This is a genomic window from Geodermatophilus sp. SYSU D00705 (assembly GCF_054050135.1).
In genome coordinates, this window is sequence record NZ_JBJGYT010000011.1 from 21924 (window position 1) to 40465 (window position 18542).

13 protein-coding genes are annotated in these 18542 nt (G+C 76.2%); 5 read left to right on the top strand and 8 right to left on the bottom strand.

The annotated features are described in order from the left end of the window. Positions 1-14 precede the first annotated feature (14 nt). Positions 15-1577: a hypothetical protein gene (locus ACI78Q_RS11005; RefSeq protein WP_456923396.1), complete on the top strand. Its 1563-nt coding sequence runs from the start codon at positions 15-17 to the stop codon at positions 1575-1577. Here ACI78Q_RS11005 and ACI78Q_RS11010 read toward each other — a convergent pair. The 4 genes from ACI78Q_RS11010 to ACI78Q_RS11025 form a co-directional block, all read right to left on the bottom strand. Continuing rightward, positions 1553-2494 (bottom strand): ribonuclease Z, encoded by a 942-nt coding sequence (locus tag ACI78Q_RS11010; RefSeq protein ID WP_456923397.1) that lies wholly within the window; start codon positions 2492-2494, stop codon positions 1553-1555. The two genes, ACI78Q_RS11005 and ACI78Q_RS11010, sit on opposite strands and share 25 nt — an antisense overlap. A 35-nt stretch (positions 2495-2529) precedes the next feature. Then, a complete protein-coding gene (locus tag ACI78Q_RS11015) occupies positions 2530-3648 on the bottom strand; it encodes an NDMA-dependent alcohol dehydrogenase (protein WP_456923398.1) in 1119 nt (372 codons plus the stop codon). Positions 3649-3795: 147 nt separating this feature from the next. Further along, positions 3796-4818, bottom strand: a complete 1023-nt coding sequence (locus ACI78Q_RS11020; protein ID WP_456923400.1) for an ABC transporter substrate-binding protein — start codon at positions 4816-4818, stop codon at positions 3796-3798. A 188-nt stretch (positions 4819-5006) separates the two neighbouring features. Continuing rightward, entirely contained in the window at positions 5007-5537 is a 531-nt protein-coding gene (locus ACI78Q_RS11025) for a MarR family winged helix-turn-helix transcriptional regulator (RefSeq protein ID WP_456923401.1), read from the bottom strand. Between the two features lie 409 nt (positions 5538-5946). Between ACI78Q_RS11025 and ACI78Q_RS11030 the strand changes: the two genes are divergently transcribed. After that, positions 5947-6798 (top strand): SDR family NAD(P)-dependent oxidoreductase, encoded by an 852-nt coding sequence (locus tag ACI78Q_RS11030; RefSeq protein WP_456923403.1) that lies wholly within the window; start codon positions 5947-5949, stop codon positions 6796-6798. Positions 6799-6844: 46 nt separating this feature from the next. Here ACI78Q_RS11030 and ACI78Q_RS11035 read toward each other — a convergent pair whose 3' ends face one another. Then, on the bottom strand, positions 6845-11395 hold the full coding sequence (locus ACI78Q_RS11035) for an HAD-IC family P-type ATPase (protein ID WP_456923405.1): 4551 nt from the start codon (positions 11393-11395) through the stop codon (positions 6845-6847). A 126-nt stretch (positions 11396-11521) separates the two neighbouring features. Between ACI78Q_RS11035 and ACI78Q_RS11040 the strand changes: the two genes are divergently transcribed. Then, positions 11522-12697 carry an LLM class flavin-dependent oxidoreductase gene (locus ACI78Q_RS11040; protein WP_456923407.1) on the top strand — a complete coding sequence of 392 codons (1176 nt, stop codon included), beginning with the start codon at positions 11522-11524 and terminating at the stop codon, positions 12695-12697. A gap of 346 nt (positions 12698-13043) precedes the next feature. Continuing rightward, the gene (locus ACI78Q_RS11045) at positions 13044-13430 is read left to right on the top strand and encodes a nuclear transport factor 2 family protein (protein ID WP_456923408.1); all 387 of its coding nucleotides are present in this window, start codon (positions 13044-13046) and stop codon (positions 13428-13430) included. A 2-nt stretch (positions 13431-13432) separates the two neighbouring features. On the opposite strand, the gene ACI78Q_RS11050 is transcribed toward ACI78Q_RS11045, so the two are convergent. The 3 genes from ACI78Q_RS11050 to ACI78Q_RS11060 all read right to left on the bottom strand — a co-directional run bounded on the left by ACI78Q_RS11050 (position 13433) and on the right by ACI78Q_RS11060 (position 17382). Further along, positions 13433-13897 (bottom strand): DUF3237 domain-containing protein, encoded by a 465-nt coding sequence (locus tag ACI78Q_RS11050; protein WP_456923409.1) that lies wholly within the window; start codon positions 13895-13897, stop codon positions 13433-13435. A 132-nt stretch (positions 13898-14029) separates the two neighbouring features. After that, complete coding sequence (locus ACI78Q_RS11055) at positions 14030-16291, bottom strand: glycoside hydrolase family 3 C-terminal domain-containing protein (protein ID WP_456923410.1); 2262 nt, start codon at positions 16289-16291, stop codon at positions 14030-14032. 116 nt (positions 16292-16407) lie between these two features. Further along, positions 16408-17382 carry a hypothetical protein gene (locus ACI78Q_RS11060; protein WP_456923411.1) on the bottom strand — a complete coding sequence of 325 codons (975 nt, stop codon included), beginning with the start codon at positions 17380-17382 and terminating at the stop codon, positions 16408-16410. Between the two features lie 305 nt (positions 17383-17687). Here ACI78Q_RS11060 and ACI78Q_RS11065 point away from each other — a divergent pair, with 305 nt between their 5' ends. Then, positions 17688-18542, top strand: a complete 855-nt coding sequence (locus tag ACI78Q_RS11065; protein WP_456923412.1) for a fumarylacetoacetate hydrolase family protein — start codon at positions 17688-17690, stop codon at positions 18540-18542.

Sequence of the window (18542 nt, forward strand, 5' to 3'; positions counted from 1 at the left end):
CCAGACTGGACGGCGTGCGGGAGGACGACGACGCGGCGTTCGCCCGGTTCGTCGCCGCGCGGCGGCCGGCGCTGCTGGCCGACGCGCTGCGGCTGACCGGCGACGCCCGCCGCGCGGAGGAGGCCGTCCAGGTCGCACTGACCCGCGTCCGGCTGCGCTGGGGCCGCGGCGACCCGTCGGCGACCGCGGCGGCGGCCGTGGCCGCCGCCGGGGACGGGCAGGTGCTGCAGTCCCTCGACGCGCTCCCGCCGGAGGACGTCGCGTGGCGGCTGGACGCCGGTGCCGCGGTGGCCGACGTCCGCCGCCGGGTCCGCCGCACCCGCCGCTGGCGGGCCGGGGCCGGGATCGCGGTGCTCGCCGCCACGGCGCTCGCGATCCCCGTGGCCATGCCCGGCGACGCGCCCACGCCCCCGCCGGTCGAGCAGGAGGTCGCCGTCCTGACCGGGCCGACCCGCGGGTCGCTGGCCGGCGACCGCGCCTTCATCGACGCCGTCCGGCGGGCCGGCTGGGGTCCGGTCGCGGCCGCCCCGGTGGCCGAGCGCACGGTCGTGCTCGCCACCGACACCCCCGCCGGCCGGGTGGTGCTGGTGACCGGCACCGTCGACGAGGACCTGCGCGGGGTGTGGCTGACCGGCCCGGTGGGGGCCGGGCCCGCGCAGCTGCAGCTGTCGGTCCCCCGCCGGCCGCTGGGCCCGCAGCGGCCGGCGTCGCTGCTGCTCGGCGGGCCGGGCACGGCCACCCTCGTGGTCGTCGCCGGCCGCGGCGACGCGGTCGAGGTCTCCCCGCGGCTGCAGGTCGGCCCGCGCGGCACGGTGGGCCGGGTCTACGAACCGGTCCCCGCACCCGAGGGCGTGGCGGTGACCGCCGTGCCGACGACGTCGGCCGGCAGCGGGGCCAGCATCCGGGTGCTCCGCGGCGGCGGGGTGGTCGACCGTGCCGCGCCCGGGCTCGACCTCGCGGTACGCGCCCCGGCCCCGCCGCCGCCGGTGCTGGCGCCCCTGCGTCCGGTCGAGACCCTGCCGGCTCCGCGGGCGGTCGCCGAGGCGCTCACCGAGCTGGCCGTCCCGCTCGGCGTCGAGCCCGGGGACCTGCTGCCGGACCTGCTGTGGTCGGGGGCGCTCCCCCTGGAGGGCGTGCCGGGGTCGGTGGCGGTCGTGGTGGCCCGCAGCCCGGGCGGCGGGCTGGTCGTGACGACGTGGGCCGCGCAGGTGGGCCCCACCGGCAGCGGGCGGGCGGTGCCGTGCGGCGCCTCGACCCCGCCGGGCACCGCCTCGGTCGCCGGGCTGATGGTCGCCCGCGTCTGCGACCTCTCCGCACCCGAGACCGAGCCGTCGGACGCCGGCCGGTGGCTCGTGGTCACCGCTCCCCCGGACGCCGCAGCCGCCGCCGTCCTCGACGACCGGGGCGGGGTGGTCGCCACCGTGCCTCTGACCGGCGGGAGCGCGGTCGTCCCGCTGCCCGAGGCCGCCGACACCGTGCGCACGCTGGACGCCGGGGGCCGGGCGGTGACGGAGGTGCCGGTGGCCGCGGCGCCGCTCTTCCCCTTCGGCGACTACGGCAGCGGCCCGGTGCGGTGAGCGTCGACCCGCGGCGGCACGGGCACCGTCTGCAGGTCGGCGGCGACCACCAGGTCGCCGCCGAACACCGCGGCCGCCTCCTCCCGGAACCGCTGGGGGTCGCGGTAGCGCTGGGAGAAGTGGGTGAGCACCAGCGTCCGGACCCCGCACCCGGCCGCGACGGTGGCGGCCTGCCGGGCGGTCAGGTGCCCGTAGGCGGTGGCCAGCTCGGCGTCCTCCTCCAGGAAGGTGGACTCGACGACCAGCAGGTCCACGCCCTCGGCCAGGGCCCGGACGGCGTCGCACAGCCGGGTGTCCATCACGAAGGCGAACCGCTGACCGGGGCGGGGGGCGCTGACGTCCTCCAGCCGCACGGTCCGGCCGCCGACGTCGAGGGCGCCGGCCCGCTGCAGCCGGCCGACGTCCGGACCGGAGATCCCGGCGGCGGCCAGCGCCTCGGGCAGCATCCGGCGGCCGTCGGGCTCGACCAGCCGGTAGCCGAACGCCTCGACCGGGTGGTCGAGGCGTCGGGCCGACAGCGTCCAGGACTCCCCCACCGCCACCGGCCCGTCGGCGGTCAGCGGCTCCTCGCGCAGGTCGAGGACGTCGTGGAACACCGACGCGGCCCGCAGCCGGGCGAAGTACTCCGCGCCGGACGCCGGGAAGTGCGCGGGCACCGGGTGCGGCACGCGGTCCAGGCTCATCCGCTGGACGACGCCCGGGAGGCCCAGGCAGTGGTCGCCGTGGAAGTGCGTGAGGCAGATCCGAGTGACCGCGCTGCTGGGGACGCCGGCCATCAGCAGCTGCCGCTGCGTGCCCTCCCCCGGGTCGAACAGCAGGCCCTCGCCGTCCCACCGCAGCAGGTAGCCGTTGTGGTTGCGCTCCCGGGTCGGCGCCTGGCTGGCCGTGCCGAGGACCACCAGCTCGCGGGCCGTCACGGCGGCGACGCTATCGCCGCCGGACGGCGCGCCGCTCAGCTGTCGTGCAGGACGACCCCGCGGACGATCTTCCCCTCGTCGAGGTCCTGGTAGCCCTGGTTGATCTCGTCGAGGGTGTACCGGCGGGTGATCAGCTCCTCCAGCTTCAGCCGGCCCGCGCGGTAGAGGTCGAGCAGCCGCGGGATGTCGTACAGCGGGTTGCTCATGCCGAAGATGTGGCCCTGGATGTTGCGCTGGTAACCGACCACCGCGCCGTTGGCCCGCAGCCGGATCTGCTCGTCGTCCTGCCGGCCGACGGAGGTGACCGTGACCTGGCCGCCCTTGCCGACGATCCCCGCGGCCGCGGCCACGACGACGGAGGTGAGGACGCCGACGGTGCAGATGGCGTGGTCGGCGAGCTGGCCGCGGGTCATGTCGACGACCGCCTCGCGCGCCTGGTCGGCGTCGGCGAACACGTGGGTGGCGCCGAACTCCAGCGCCTTCTCCCGCTTGAACGCCACCGGGTCGACGACGACGAGGTTCTTCGCCCCGGCGTAGGCCGCGCCCTGGACGGCGTTCATGCCGACCCCACCGGCGCCGAAGACGACCACGGTGTCCCCGGCCCGGACCTTGGCCACGTTGACCGAGGAGCCCCAGCCGGTGGGGACGCCGCAGCCGACCAGCGCCGCGACCTCGAAGGGGATGTCCTCGTCGATCCGGACGCAGGAGGCCTGGTCGACCACGGCGCGCTGGCTGAACGTGCCGAGCATGCAGAACCCGCCGAGGTCGTTGCCCTCGTCGTCGTGGAACCGGAAGGTGCCGTCGCCGAGCTTGCCAGTGGCCATCTCGGCACCGCGGTCGCACAGGTTCTGCCGGCCGGTCGAGCAGTACCGGCAGACGCCGCAGGCCGGGATGAAGGAGCAGACGACGTGGTCGCCGACGGCCACGCGGGTGACCCGCTCACCGACCGCCTCCACGACCCCGGCGCCCTCGTGGCCGCCGACCATCGGCAGCCGGGCAACGCTGTCCCCGGTGCGCAGGTGCTCGTCGGAGTGGCACATGCCGGAGGCGACGAAGCGGATGCGGACCTCGTCGGCCTGCGGCTCGTCGAGCTCCAGCTCGGTGACCACCCAGGGCTTGCCGGGCTCCCGGATGATCGCGGCGCGTGTCCTCATGTCAGTCCACTCCTGGTCTCGCCGGCTCCGGCCGGCGTGGTGTGCGTCACTTCCGGCCCCAGCGTGCGGGCGCCGCCGCACGCCGGGAAGGCCGCTGTCCACGGAGTGGAAGGACGGGTGCGCCCGTCCTCCCAGCCCGCCCCGGCCTCAGCCGCCCGGCGTCCAGACGACCTCATCGAGCTTCGGCGCCTCGTCGACGATGCCGTACTCCAGCGCGGCGTCGGCCAGGCTCTGCAGCTCGTCGGGCGCCAGGGTCGGCTTGAACTCCGGCAGCCCCATCCGCTCGATCAGCGCCGGGTCGATCTGGGTGTAGTTCGGCAGCTGGGCGCGGATCTCGTCGGGGTGCTCGGAGGCGTACTGCTGCGAGGCCTCGATGGCCGCCTGGATGCGCTCGTAAAGGTCGGGGTCCTCGGCGATGGCCTGCTCGGTGGCGAAGTAGGCCGAGGCGGCGATCTGCTCGCCCGGCGCCAGGTCGTCGTAGGGGTTGGCGATGACCCGCGCCCCGTTGTCGGCGGCCATGCTGCAGAACGGCTCGGCGCAGACGAAGGCGTCGATGTCGCCCGAGGCGAGCGCGGTGACCTGGTCGGGGAAGGACATCTCGGCCAGCTGGACGGCGTTCTGGTCGCCCCCGGCCGCCGCGACCGACACCTTCGCCAGCGTCTCGGAGAGGTTGTTGAGCGTGTTGACGCCGACCGTGCGGCCCACCAGGTCGGCGGCGTCCTGGATGGCGGGGTCGATGGCCATCAGCATGTTGATGCCGAAGTCGGCCTCGCCGGTGCTGGCCGCCGACGGCGCGATGATCGTCAGCGGCAGCCCCTGCTCGCGGGCCTGCATGACCGAGATGACGTTGCTGAACGCGAAGTCGTACTCGCCGCTGACCACCGACGGCACCAGCGCGGCGCCGCCCTGGCCGGTGTTGAAGTGCAGCGTCAGGCCCTGCTCCTCGAAGAAGCCCTGCTCCTGCCCGAGGTAGAGGACCGCCACGTCGGTGACCGGGATGACGCCGACCTCGACGGTGACCGGCTCGGCCGTGGCCGACCCGGACGCCGCCGGCGCGGAGGGCGCCGCCTCGTCCTCGCCACCGCCACACGCGGCCAGCACCAGGGGGACGGTCGCGAGCAGTGCCAGGGCCGGGTTCGGCCGGACTCGGCGGCGCGGGAGGTGGCGCATCGTGCCTCGCTCTCGAGGGAGCACGGAGGTTCGCGGTCGGGCACAACGTGCTGTGCACCACAGCCACTGTCAAGTGGTTGCGGGCCCAACCGGGTCGACCGAGGCGCGGACGGCGTTCGCCTGCGGGCACACCTCCAGTCGGCGTTGCCTCCGCAACCGGACGAGAGCGCCGAGGTCCGGGCGCCCGGTCAGCTGCTGGTCGAGGCCAGGGTGGGTGGGCCGTCGTCCAGCCCGCGCTCCAGGCCCGCCGCGGCGCCCTCCCCCGGCGCCAGCCGGGGGTCGTAGGCGGCCAGCGCGGGCAGGTTGGCGTTGATCCGGCGCAGCAGACCGAGCAGCTGCTCGACCTCCTCGTCGCTCAGCCCGGCCAGCAGCAGCTCCTCCCGCTCGAGCGCCACCGGGACGACGTCCTTGTACAGGCGGGCGCCGTCACCGGTCAGGTACAGCCGCCGGAATCCCGGCGAGGTCTCCACCGTCACGAGCTTCGCGGCCACCAGCGACTTCACGCTGCGGCTGATGACCGACTTGTCGATCTTCGTGACGTTGCTGATCTCCTGGGCGGTGATGCCGGGGTCCATGCCGATGCAGGAGACCACCCGCCAGTCGTTCATCCCGACGCCGAAGTTCCGCAGGTACACCTGGGAGCCCGACGTGGTGATGGTGCTGGCTATGACCGTGATGTAAGCGGGCACGTACCGGTCGACGTCGATGGTGTGGGGCATGGGGCGTCGCCGCACGTGCTCGGTCACGTCCCCGGTGCCCCCTCTGCCGTCTCCGCACCCCGGACCTGCGGGGTCTCGGCATGGTGGTGGAACGCCCCGGTCCGCGGGCCGGCACCGGAACGGGGTCGTCCTCGCGCCTCACGCCGACACCAACGTGGCGGGGGTCACGTCGTCTGTCAAGACGAGTTGCCCCGTCAACCTGGATCGTCCCCGGCACTGCCGACCGGAACCCCGCCTTGACGACGCCCACCACCCCCGACACAGTTGCGCGGACAACGGGCGGGGTCGCGGCCCGGTCGCGCGGCGCCGCAGGCCGTGGTGTTCGGTGACGACGGACACGCGACCGCGGAACCGCCGCTCTCCGGCGTGCGCCGTGGATCGCCGGGGGCAGACGGAGGGGTGCCACGACGTGGAGCGGGGAGACGTGGTCGCGGCCGGCCGGGTCGCGGTGGTGACCGGCGCGGCCAGCGGCATCGGGCTGGGCCTGGCCCGGCGGTTCGCCGCCGAGGGCATGCGCGTGGTGATGGCCGACGTCGAGGGGCCGGCGCTCGAGTCGGCGGCCGCCGACGTCGCCGGCTCCGGAGTCCCGGTGCTCCCGGTGCTCACCGACGTCGCCGACGCGGCCTCGGTCGAGGCGCTGCGGGACGCCGCCCTGTCCACGTTCGGCGCGGTGCACCTGGTCTGCAACAACGCCGGCGTCGGCGGCTCCCAGGACCCGCTGTGGGAGGTCCCGCTCGGCGACCTCGAGTGGGTGTTCGGCGTCAACCTGTGGGGCGTGGTGCACGGCATCCGGGCGTTCCTGCCGGTGCTCCAGCAGCAGGACGCCGGGCACATCGTGAACACCAGCTCGGTCTTCGGCCTGTTCGCCGGCTCCCTGGGCGCCTACGGCGCCTCCAAGCACGCGGTCGTGGCGCTCACCGAGTCGCTGCACTTCCAGCTGCGGGAGGCCGGCTCGCACGTCGGCGTCACGCTGCTGTGCCCGAGCGCCGTCCGCACCAACTTCGACAACTCCTCGCGCAACCGGCCGGCGTCCGCGGGCCCGGCGACCGACACCGGGGCGGTGACGCGCGCGGCCCGCGCCGAGCTGCACGCGCGGTCGGCGCCGGCGCGGGAGCCCGAGGAGGTGGCCGAGCTGGTGGTGGACGCCGTCCGCACCGGCCGCTTCTACGTGCTCACCAACGCTGCCCGGGACGCCGCCATCCGCGGACGGGCCGAGGAGGTCATCGCCGGCGGGCCGCCCACTCCCCCGCTGTCCTGGTGACGCCGCTGTCCCGGTGACGCCGCTCGCCCGGTGACGCAGGGGCCGGTCAGCCGGCCGGCCGCCCGCGGTACCGCCGGACCAGCACGGGCACGACCTCCGCGCCCGCGGTGCCGGCCGCGGCCCAGCCGAGCACGACCAGCCACGACAGCGGGTCCAGCGGGGTGCAGCCGAAGAACCGGCTGACGCCGGGGGTGGAGACGACGCCGACCAGCACCGCCAGCGAGCCCGCCGCAGTGGCCAGCACCAGCGGGCTGCGGCGTCCGGCCCAGGCGGTCTGGCCGAGCTGGGTGGCGATGAGCGCGGCCAGCCCCATGGTGCCGGCGCGGCCGGCGGGGCCGGTCAGCCGCCCCGCGGCCCAGGCCCCGGTGGCCCCGGCCGCGGTCGCCGCGCCCCGCACCAGCACCATCCGGCGGACGCCCGCGGAGAAGCCGCGCTGCGGCCCGGCGCTCAGCACCGCCTCCAGCGGGTGCCCGGCCAGCGGTCCCTCCGACTGCTCGAGCACGGCCGACCGCGGTGCGGCGACCGCGACCGCGAGCGCCGGGAACATGTCGGTGAGCAGGTTGACCAGCAGCAGCTGACGGGTGCCCAGTGGCGCCCGGCCGCCGAACGCGGTGCCCAGCACGGTGAAGGCGACCTCGCCGGCGTTGCCGCCGACCAGGATCGAGACCGCGTCCCGCACCCGCAGCCACATGGCCCGCCCCTCGCCGATCGCGTCGACCAGCCGGGTGAGGTCGAGGTCGGTGAGGACGAGGTCCGCCGCGGCCCGGGCGGCCGGGGATTCCGCCCCGGAGACGCCGACCCCGACGTCGGCCAGCCGGATCGCGGCGGCGTCGTTCACGCCGTCCCCGGTCATCGCGAGGGTGGCGCCGGCCCGGCGCAGCGCGCCGACCAGCGTCACCTTCTGCTCGGGCGAGAGGCGGGCGAACACGGTGCCCTCGCGCACCATGCGGGCGCGCTCGGCGTCGGAGGCGCGGGCCAGCTGGGCCCCCGTGACCACCTTCTCGGCGCCGGGGACGCCGGCCTGCGCGGCGATCGCGCCCGCCGTCTCGGGGTGGTCGCCGGTGGCGAGGACCACCCGGATGCCGGCGGCGCGCAGCTGCTCGATGGCGGCCACCGACGACGCGCGGAGGGTGTCGGCCAGGCCGACCAGCCCGCGCAGGTGCAGCTCCTGCGCAGCCGCCTCGAGGTCCTCGGGCACGCCGTCGACCTCCCGGTCGGCGACGGCCAGCACGCGCAGCCCGTCGGCGGCCAGTTCCTGCACCGCCGCCCGCAGGTCCGGCGTCCCGGCGCACCGGGCCGCGACCACCTCCGGCGCGCCCTTGACCACCAGCCGGCCGTCCCGGACGCCCGCGGAGAAGCCGCGCTCGGCGGCGAAGGGCACGCAGGCGTCGCACTCCCCCTCGCCGGCCAGCCCGCGCTCGGCGGCGGCCTCGACCACGGCGCGGTCGGTCTCGTGGGCCTGCGCGTCGCCGTTGGCCACGCTCGCCGCGGCCAGCCGCAGCACGTCGTCCTCACTGCTGCCGTCGTCCATCGGGTGCAGCCGGGCCACCCGCAGCCGGTTCTCGGTGAGCGTGCCGGTCTTGTCGAAGCAGACGGTGTCGACGCGGCCGAGCGCCTCCAGCACGCGGGCGCTGCGGACGACGGCGCCGCGGCGGGACAGCCGGCGGGCGGCGGCCTGCTGCGCGACCGTGGCGACCAGCGGCAGCCCCTCCGGGACGGCGGCGACCGCCACGGCCACCCCCGCGGCGACCGCCTCCCGCAGCGGGCGCCGCCACAGCACGCCGAGCGCGGTCACCGCGGCGCCGCCGGCGAGGGTCAGGGGCAGCACCGCCCGGGTGAGCTCGGCCAGCCGGGCCTGCACGCCGGCCGGGGGCGCGGCGCCGCCGGCCGCGCGGGCGGCCCGCCCGGCCTGGGTGGCCGACCCGACGGCGACGACGACCGCACGGCCGCTGCCGGCCACCACGGTCGTGCCGTCGAAGAGCAGGCAGGTGCGGTCGGCGACGTCGGCACCGGGCGTGGCCGGCACGGACTTGACCACCGGCAGGGACTCCCCGGTCAGGTTGGACTCGTCGACCTCCAGGTCGGTGGCCTCCAGCAGCCGGGCGTCGGCGGCCACGACGTCACCGGCGCCGACCCGCACGACGTCACCGACGCGCAGCGCGCCGCCGAGGACGTCCTCGGTGCCGCCGTCGGTCTCGCGGTGCACCGTCACGTCCTGCTCGAGGAGCAACGACTCCAGCGCCGTCTCCGCGCGCAGCCGCTGCAACCCGCTGACCAGTGCGTTCATCACGGTGACGCCGCCGACCAGCAGGGCGTCGGTGTTCTCCCCGAGCGCGGCGGTCGCCGCCGCGCCGGTGGCCAGCACGGGGGTGAGCGGATCGGCGAGCTCGGCCACGACGGTGCGGACGAAGCGGGCGGGCAGCCGGACGACGGCGAGGTCCCCCACGACGCGGGCGGCGACGGCGAGGCGGCCGGGCGGCTCGTCGTCCGGCCGCGGCAGGCCGGACACGCGGGCGAGCACGTCGTCGGCGTCGAGGGCGTGCCAGGGGGTGTGCACCGCCGGCGGCGGCTCCGGGCGGCGGGCGGTCCGGACGGCGGTCCACGCGCCGTCGACCAGGGTGGCGGTGCTGGCCGTCTTCCCGGGGGTGGTCGCCTTGCCCTGCCCGTACCGGGCGCTGCCGACCGCGGCGAGCAGACCACCCAGCACGTTGCCGGTGACGGCGGTGGTCACCGACCGGCGGCTCACCGCGCGCGCCGGGACGGTGGCGTCGACCAGGGCACAGGCGTCGACCAGGCCGGTCCGGGTGACCAGGTCCGCGCCCCAGGCGGGGGCACAGCCGGGCAGGACGGGGGCGACGGCGACGTCGGCGGCCATGAGCGCGGGGGCGTCGGCGGCGGAGACGAGCAGCACGGCCCGCCCGTCGGCCTGCAGCCGGCGCACCGTCTCCACCAGCGGCTCGTCGGCGGGGGCCACCTCGTCGGCGGCCCCGGCGAGCTCGCGGGTGCCGACGTGCGGGGTCAGCACCAGCCGGTGGCCGGCCCGGTTGGCCGCGGACAGCAGCGCCTCGGCGTACGGGTCGGGCTCCGGGGCGACGGTCACCTCCCCGACGCGGCGGCGGCCCTCGAGCAGGCTGCGCACCTCCCCGCCCTCGGCGCCGGGCGCGCTGCGGGGCGGCCCCAGCCGCAGCCGGCCGTCGTCGGCCCCGCCCCGGGCGCCGAGGAGCCGGACGGCGGCGGTCCACACGCCGGCGTCGTCCCACCCGTCGGCGGTCGCCCGCGCCTCGATGACGACCGGCGGGCCGGAGCACAGCGTGGCCCCGTCGACGACGACGGTGTCGACCCGGTCCAGCCGCCGGTAGGCCGCGCCGTCCATCGGGAGCACCCCGCGCCGGCACATCAGCAGGTCGAGGGTGGCGGCGAAGGACTCCCGGCCGAGCCCCGCGGCCTTCGGGTTCTGCGCCTTGAGCATGTCCGCCGAGCGGCCGGGGCTGCCGGTGAGCGGCAGCAGGCCGAGGGAGGCGCCGAGCGCGACCCGCTCCAGGCGGGCGCGGTAGGTCTCGACGGCGCCGGGGGGCAGGGGCACCGGACGCGGACCGGGCGGCTGGAGCGGCTCCCCCTCGTCGTCGGGCTCGGGACCGCACAGCTCGGGCTCCCGCCGCTGCCAGACCTGCCGCCGGGCCCGCATCTCCACCGCCTGCTGCAGCGCCGCGGCGGCGTTGAGGGCCGGGATGGTGGGGCTCTGGGTGAGCGCGTGCAGCAGCGCGCTGGTGCCGTTGAACAGCAGGTCGGTACCGATGACGCCGAACCGCGCCTCCAGCCCGTTGCGGATCCACCGCTGGCTGTCGAGCAGCGCGATGGCGAGCGTGACGTGCCGGGACAGCGCCGGCACCGGCAGCGCCTTGCCGAGGTAGGCGACGCCGACCGCCGCGGTGTCGACGGCGGCCGCGACCACGGCGGCCAGCAGCGGCTCCAGGTCGGCGGGGTGCTCGACCGACTGCGGGAACACCTGCCGGCCACCGCGGGCCTGTTCGATGGCGGTGACCGCGCCGACGACGTCCTCGACCCGTACCCGCCGGTCGTCGACGGCGACCAGCACCCGGCCGACGACGTCGTTGACCGTCGCCCACTGGACGCCCTCCAGCCGCTCCAGCTGGCGGCGCAGCGCCCGGCGGACCTCGGGCTGCTCCTCCGCCGACGGTGCGCACACCTCGACCTGGACGTGACCGCTCCCGGCCCACACGCGGCGGGTGTGCCGGGAACGCGGCGGCTCGACCATGCCCCTGGCGGCGTCGACCAGGGAGTGCAGGTGACCGTCGGGGATCGGGTCGGCGCCGGTCAGGAGCGTGCCGACCGCCCGGGTGCCGGAGACCGCCGCGACCCGGGCCAGGTGCCGCGAGCCGTCGGCGACCGCGGCGCCGGCGCCCGCAGCTGCCCCCGCGGCGGCGCGGGCCACGCGGGCCGTGACCCGCGCGGGCTCGGCCAGCAGCCCGGCGGTGACCACCGCGGGGGCGGCGGCCAGCACCGCGCCGGCGGCGGTGAGACGGACGGCCGTCTCCGCCGCACCGCGCGCTGCCTGGATCCGGCGGAGCAGGGCCATCGGCGTCCCTCGAACGGTGGTCCCGGAACGGTACGCCGACGGAACCGGATCGGCCCGTCCGCGAGGGTCCCGCGGGCGATGTGACGCAGGTTACTTTCTGGCCGACCCCGACACCCAGGAGGACCCATGGACAGACTGCGCTTCGGCACCTTCCTCGCCCCGTTCCACCCTGCCGGCGAGAACCCCACGCTGGCCCTGCAGCGGGACCTGGAACTGGTCGAGCACCTGGACCGGCTGGGCTACGACGAGGCCTGGATCGGCGAGCACCACTCGGCCGGCACCGAGCTCATCGCCTCACCGGAGATCTTCATCGCGGCGGCCGCCGAGCGGACCCGGCACATCAAGCTCGGCACCGGCGTCACCTCGATCGCGTACCACAACCCGCTGTGGGTGGCCGAGCGCATGGTGCTGCTGGACCACCTGACCCGGGGCCGGGCGATGCTGGGCTGCGGCCCCGGCTCGCTGCCCACCGACTCGATGATGCTGGGGCTCGACCCGACCGAGACCCGCGAGCTGCTGGAGGTCGACCTCGACATCATCATGCGGCTCCTGCGCGGCGAGACGGTCACCCAGCAGACCCGCACGCACAACCTGGTCGACGCCCGGCTGCACCTGCGCCCGTACACCGAGCCGCGCTTCGAGGTGGCGGTCGCGGCCGTCGCCTCGCCCACCGGGCCGCGGATGGCCGGCCGGCACGGGATCGGGCTGCTGTCGATCGGTGCCACCCTCTCCAAGGAGGGCTTCGACGCCCTGGCCCACCACTGGAACGTCGTCCAGGAACGCGCGGAGCACTTCGGCCAGACGGTGTCCCGCCGGGACTGGCGGCTGGTCGGGCTCATGCACATCGCCGAGACGCGCGAGCAGGCCTACGCCGAGGTGCAGTACGGCATCGAGACGTGGTTCCGGTACTTCCAGAAGACCGCCGCGTTCCCGCAGATGGCCGTCGAGGGCGGCGACGCGAAGGAGATGATCGACTTCATCAACGAGGCCGGAATCGGCGCGATCGGCACCGTGGAGGACGCCCGCGCGCAGGTGCAGCGGCTGTGGGACCAGTCCGGCGGGTTCGGCTGCATGCTGCTGCTGGGCCACGAGTGGGCCAACCCGCAGGCGACCAAGCGCTCGTGGGAGCTGATCGCCCAGCACGTCATGCCGCACTTCCAGGGCGGCGAGGTCAGCCACGCCCAGCAGACGCTGGACTGGAAGGAGTTCGCCGGCGGCAAGCGCGAGGACTACGCGGCCCAGCAGATGCAGGCGGTGGCGACGATGACCGAGCGCTACGAGAGGGAGAAGGCCGAGGGCTGAACGGCGGAGCCGGCCGCCCCCTGCCGCGGGGCCGGCCGGCTCATGCCGTCTCCGGGCGCGGTAGCGGGGCGGACTCGTCGGAGGGGGCGGGGCGTCGTCCTCCGCCACCGGCTCGACGCTGATGGAGAACAGCCAGGCGAGGAACAGCAGGCCGAGGAAGCCGCGGAGGTTGCCGAACGCCCAGAGCACGACCTGGTACCCGGCCACCGCGACCAGGACGACCAGCACGCCGCGGCGCAGCCACGCCGGCTCCCGGCCGGGATCGGCGGCGCCGTGTGGTGAGGGCTGCACGCGCGGATCGCCGTCCACCCGGCGCGAGCCAGCCCCCTCCGGCCAGGATGGGGGCATGACGAGCCGGGACGACGACGTGCGGGCGGTGCTCGCGGCGGAGGACCGCCGCTACCGGGCGATGGTGGACGGCGACCTCGACGCGCTGGAGGAACTGCTGGCGCCGGAGGCGAGCTACGCGCACTCCAGCGGCGTCCGGGACACCAAGGAGGAGTACCTGGCCAAGCTGCGCTCCCGCTACTACGTCTACCGGCGGGCCGAGCACCCGGTCGAGCGGGTGGAGGTGTCCGGGGACGCCGCGATCGTGGTGGGCCGCATGACCGCCGACGTCGACGTCGACGGGGTGCCGAAGACCATCGACGCCCTGGCGCTGGCGGTGTGGACCCGCGCCGGGGACGGCGACTGGCGCATGCTGGCCTACGCGCCGACGCGGCTGCCCGACTGAGGTCAGCCGACCCGGAAGAAGTCGAAGACCACGCCGGTGGGGTGCCGGACGCCGGAGCCGACGAACACGTGCGAGGTCAGCACGGCCAGGCGCGGCGCGGAGGTCTCGAACCGCGGGGTGGAGCGGAAGTAGATCCGGGACGGGTCGACCGGCAGGTCCTGGCGCAGCCGGGCGATGTCCTCGGCCGAGCCGGTGCGCAGTCCGGTGTTCTCGACGTAGACCCGCTCCCCCTCGTCGGTCTCGATGACGTAGCGGGCCTCGGCGACGGTCTCGGTCTCGGTGCGGATCACCTGGAAGTCCGCGCCGCCGGGCAGCACCCGTCCGGTGAGCAGCGGTCCGGAGACCGTGCCGCCGGTGATGGGGATGACCCGGCGGTGGCCGGCCGGCGTCGGCCCGATCTCGACCGGCGGGTCGACGGTCACCTCCAGGTGCAGGACGTGCTCCAGCGGCGGCGGGACGACGGTCACGGTTCTCCTCGGGTGGTCCGGGCGCGGGCCGCCGCGATCCTGCCCCATGGCCGCGCGGTGCGGGTCAGCCGCGGAGGAGGGCGGCGGCGTCGACCAGCGCCCCGTCGGCGGCTGCCCAGCGCGACGTACCGGTCACGGCCGGCCCACGCGCTCGGCGCGGGCGGCGGCCGCGCGGGCCACCAGCCGGTCCAGCTCCCCGGCCGGGACGGAGGCGCCGAGGTCGGTGACGAACCGGCGCATCGGCATGGACCCGACCATCCGCAGCATGCCCCGCCCGGCCTCGGTGGACGGCGGCGGCAGGTCGGGCAGCCACAGCGCGAACCCCTCGACCAGCTCGGGGCCGACGACCGGGTGCGCCAGCCACTCGGCCACCGACGAGTCGAGCGTCAGCGCGGGCACCAGGTCGTCGCCGGCCAGCGTCACCGTCGCCGCGGCGAGGACCTCCACGGCGCTGGCCCCGATCTCCACCGTGTACGACCCCGGCGCGACGACCCAGCCGCGCTCGCGGACGTCCCAGTACGCGAAGGCGCGCCGGTCCAGGTCGACGGTCACCGTGCGCCGCTCCCCCGGCGCGAGCAGGACGGGGGTGAACGCGCGCAGCTCCCGCGCCGGGCGGCGAACCGGCCCGGCCGACGTCGCCACGTACACCTGTACGACGTGCCGGCCCGCCCGGTCGCCGGTGTTGGCCACGGTCACCGACAGCCGGGCGGCGTCGTCGCCGGTGACGACGACCTGCAGGTCCGCCGTCGTGAAGGTGGTGTAGCTCAGCCCGTGCCCGAAGGCGTAGCGCACCGGCCGGTCCAGCGTGGTGAACCCGCGGTAGCCGACCAGCACGCCCTCGCCGTAGCGGACGTGGCCCTGCTCGCCGGGGAAGTTCATCGAGCTCGGGACGTCGGCCAGCCGCAGCGGGATCGTCTCGGCGAGGTGGCCCGACGGGTTGGCGACCCCGTACAGCAGGTCGGCCAGCGCGCCGCCGCCCGCCTGGCCCAGCAGGAAGCCCTCCAGCACGGCGTCCACCTCGTCGTGCCAGCCCTCCAGCGAGACGATCCCGCCGTTCGACAGGACGACGACCGTGCGGGGCGCGACCGCGGCGACGGCCCGGATGAGCTCCACCTGGCCGGCGGGCAGGTCGATGGACTCCCGGTCGAAGCCCTCGGACTCCTCGGCCTCCCCCAGCCCGGCGAACACGACCGTCACCTCGGCCGACCGGGCGAGCGCCACCGCCTCCTCGCGCAGGGCGGCGGCGTCCCCCGCGCCGTCGAGGGCGAAGCCGGGGGCGAAGGGCACGTCGACCCCGGCCAGCTCCCGGACGGCGTCCAGCGCGGACTCGACCCGGGTGGCGTGGACGTTCGAGCTGCCGCCGCCCTGGAACCGCGGCGTCCGGGCGCACTCCCCGACGACCGCGACCCGCGTGCCCGGCGCGAGCGGAAGCGTGTTCCCTTCGTTGCGCAGCAGGACGGCGCACCGCGCGGCCAGCTCACGGGCCAGGGCGTGGTGGCCGTCGACGTCGAACCCGTCGGCGACCGGCCCGACCAGGCGCGCCAGACCCGCCACCCGGGCCGCGCTCGCGTCGACGCGGGACTCGTCGAGCTCTCCTGCGCGCACCGCCTCGACCACCCGGCGGTCGCCGGCCCCGCGGTCGCCGGGCATCTGCAGGTCCAGGCCCGCCGCCAGCGCCGCGACGCGGTCGTCGACGGCGCCCCAGTCGGAGACGACGACGCCCTCGAAGCCCCACTCGTCGCGGAGCACCCCGGTGAGCAGCTCGCGGTGCTGCGAGGCGTAGACCCCGTTGACCTTGTTGTAGGCGCACATCACCGTGGCCGGCCGCGCCTCGGTGACCACCCGCTCGAAGGCCGGCAGGTATATCTCCCGCAGCGTCCGCTCGTCGACGTCGGCGCTGACCTGCATCCGGTCGGTCTCCTGGTTGTTGGCCGCGAAGTGCTTCACCGACGCACCGACGCCCTCCCCCTGCTGTCCCCGCACGTGGGCCGCCCCGAGCACCCCGGACAGCAGCGGGTCCTCCGCGTGGTACTCGAAGTTCCGCCCGCACAGCGGGGACCGCTTCATGTTCACGCCGGGCCCGAGGACGACGTGCACCCCCAGCGCCCGCGCCTCGCGGCCGATCGCGGCCCCGATCCGCTCGGCGACCTCCGGGTCCCAGCTCGAGCCCACCGCCACCGCCGGCGGGAAGCAGGTGGCCGGGAGGTTGCGGTGGATGCCGATCGTGTCGAAGGAGCCCTCCTGCCGGCGGACGCCGTGCGGCCCGTCGGTGAGCACGACCGACGGCAGGCCGGCCTCCTCCAGCGGCGTCGTCGTCCAGAAGTCGCGGCCGGAGAGGAGGGCGGCCCGCTGCTCGAGGGAGAGGCCGGCGGGGAGGGCGGGAGCGTCGGTCACGGACGCGAGCATGCCCACCGGCGAGGGAGCGCTGCGCGGTGGTCGCCGACCACCACAGCTGACCGGCCGAGCCCGCCGGGGTCCGCGGGCTCGGCCGATCGGTCGTGGGCAGCGGCTCAGCCCACGGGCTCCGGCGCCCGGCCCCCGGCGCCGCGCGGCACCGCCGCGAGGCCTGCGGCCCGCACTCCCCGCCGGGCCGCCCACCAGCCGTACCCGCCGGCGAACACGGTGCTGGCGGTGAGGAGCACGTACCCCCACAGCCACGGATCGGCGGCGCTCACCGATTCCCCGTACCGGGCCAGCACCAGCAGCTGCAGGGCCCCGAAGACGGCGTACGCCGCCGACGGGCCGACCAGCCGGGCGAGGTCGCCGTCCCGGATCACGAGGACCGCGGCCACCCCGAAGGCGACCAGCCAGGCCCCGACGACCATGGAGCTCAGCGGCATCAGGTCCCACGGCCAGAAGTGGGTGACCGGGTCGGCGTGGTGGTGCACCGCGACGCCGCCGAGGACGAGCAGCACGCCCGCCGTCGTCAGCAGCGTCCCCTGCACGCCCACCAGCACCGCCAGCCAGTGCGGCATCGTCCGGCGGCCGGCCGACGTCCACGGGCGCCGCCACCCCTGCCGGCGCACGACGAGGAAGCAGGCGACCGGGACCACCAGGTACACGACCAGCCACAGCCAGGCGGCCGCGCGCGCGGTCGGGACGCCGCTGGTCAGCTGCAGCTTGTGCGTGTGCAGCAGGGTCGCGAACAGGGTCACCGCGGCGAAGACGCCGACGGTCAGGACCGGGATGCGCGCCCGGCTCCACGTCCGCTGCCGCAGGGCGTGCAGCGAGAGCACGAAGCCCGCCGCGTAGCTCGCGCCGAGGAAGGCCGCGGTCAGCTCGGCGTGGATGTGCCAGGCGAAGGCCTCCTGCGTCGCTCCCGGCCGGAGGAGCAGCTGGCAGACGGCGAGCAGGGTGAGCCCCACGAACGCGCGCAGCAGCACGCGCGTGCCCGGTCGGACGTCGTCCCGGGACTCCTCGACCTCTGGTCCGTGCGCGCGCCCCGTCGTCCCCACCCGCGACGCGGCACGCTCGGCTGCGGTCATGGATCCTTCCTCCGGTGACCGGCCCGGGGCACCCCTCGGGCCGTGGAACTGTGCAGTGCGAGGGTGCGACCCCGGCGGCCCCCACCGCATGACCAGAACTGACCATCTTGGGGCGCCACGCGACCCTGATCCGCCCTGACCACGTGCGACCGGGTCGATCAGCCGGCGGGGTCGTCCTGCCCTGCCCGCCCCCGCGGCCACGGCGCCCGCCACCATGTCGTCCGGCGCGCCCCACGCCGGCCGCGACGAGGCAGAGCCGGGGATCGCCTTCCTGCAGCGCCACCTGACACCGAGGGAGACCAGTCATGAGGATCGTGGGCATCCGCCGGGACGGCGGACCCGTCGACGTCGCCGCGCTGTCCGACGACGGCACCGAGGTGACCGTGCTCGCCGGCCTGGAGGAGTTCTGGGCCGACGCCGCCGGGCACCTGGGCCGGACGCCGGCCGGGCCGGCCCTGCCGGTGACCGACGTGGAGCGGGTGCCGCCGGTGCTGCCCGGCGCCCGGGTGGTGTGCATCGGGCTGAACTACCTCAAGCACGTGGCCGAGGGCTCCTTCGCCGCGGAGGACCTGCCGCCGCACCCCACGCTGTTCGCCCGCTGGACGCAGTCGCTGACCGTGGACGGCGCCGAGGTGCCGGTGCCGTCGAACGAGGACGGCCTGGACTGGGAGGGCGAGGTCGTGGCCTGGGTCGGCGGCACGCTGGTCGACGCGACCCCGGAGGAGGCGCTGGCCGCCGTCGTCGGCTACTCCACCTTCAACGACCTCACCTCGCGGCGCGCGCAGAAGCTCACCAGCCAGTGGATCCTGGGCAAGAACGGCGACCGCTCCGGCCCCCTGGGCCCCATGGTCCCGGCCGCCGAGGTCGGCGACCTGCGCGACGGCCTGCGGGTGACCACCCGGGTCAACGGCGAGGTCGTGCAGGACGGGCGCACCGACGAGATGGTGTATCCCGTCGGCGACACCCTCTCCCTCATCTCGCACACCTTCACGCTGCGCCCCGGCGACCTGCTGGCCACCGGCACGCCGTCCGGCGTCGGCTACGCCCGCACGCCCCCGTGGCTGCTGCAGCCCGGCGACGTGGTCGAGGTCGAGGTGGACCGCCTCGGCGTGCTGCGCAACCCCGTCGTGGGCAACGACGCCCGTCGCCAGGGGGCCTGA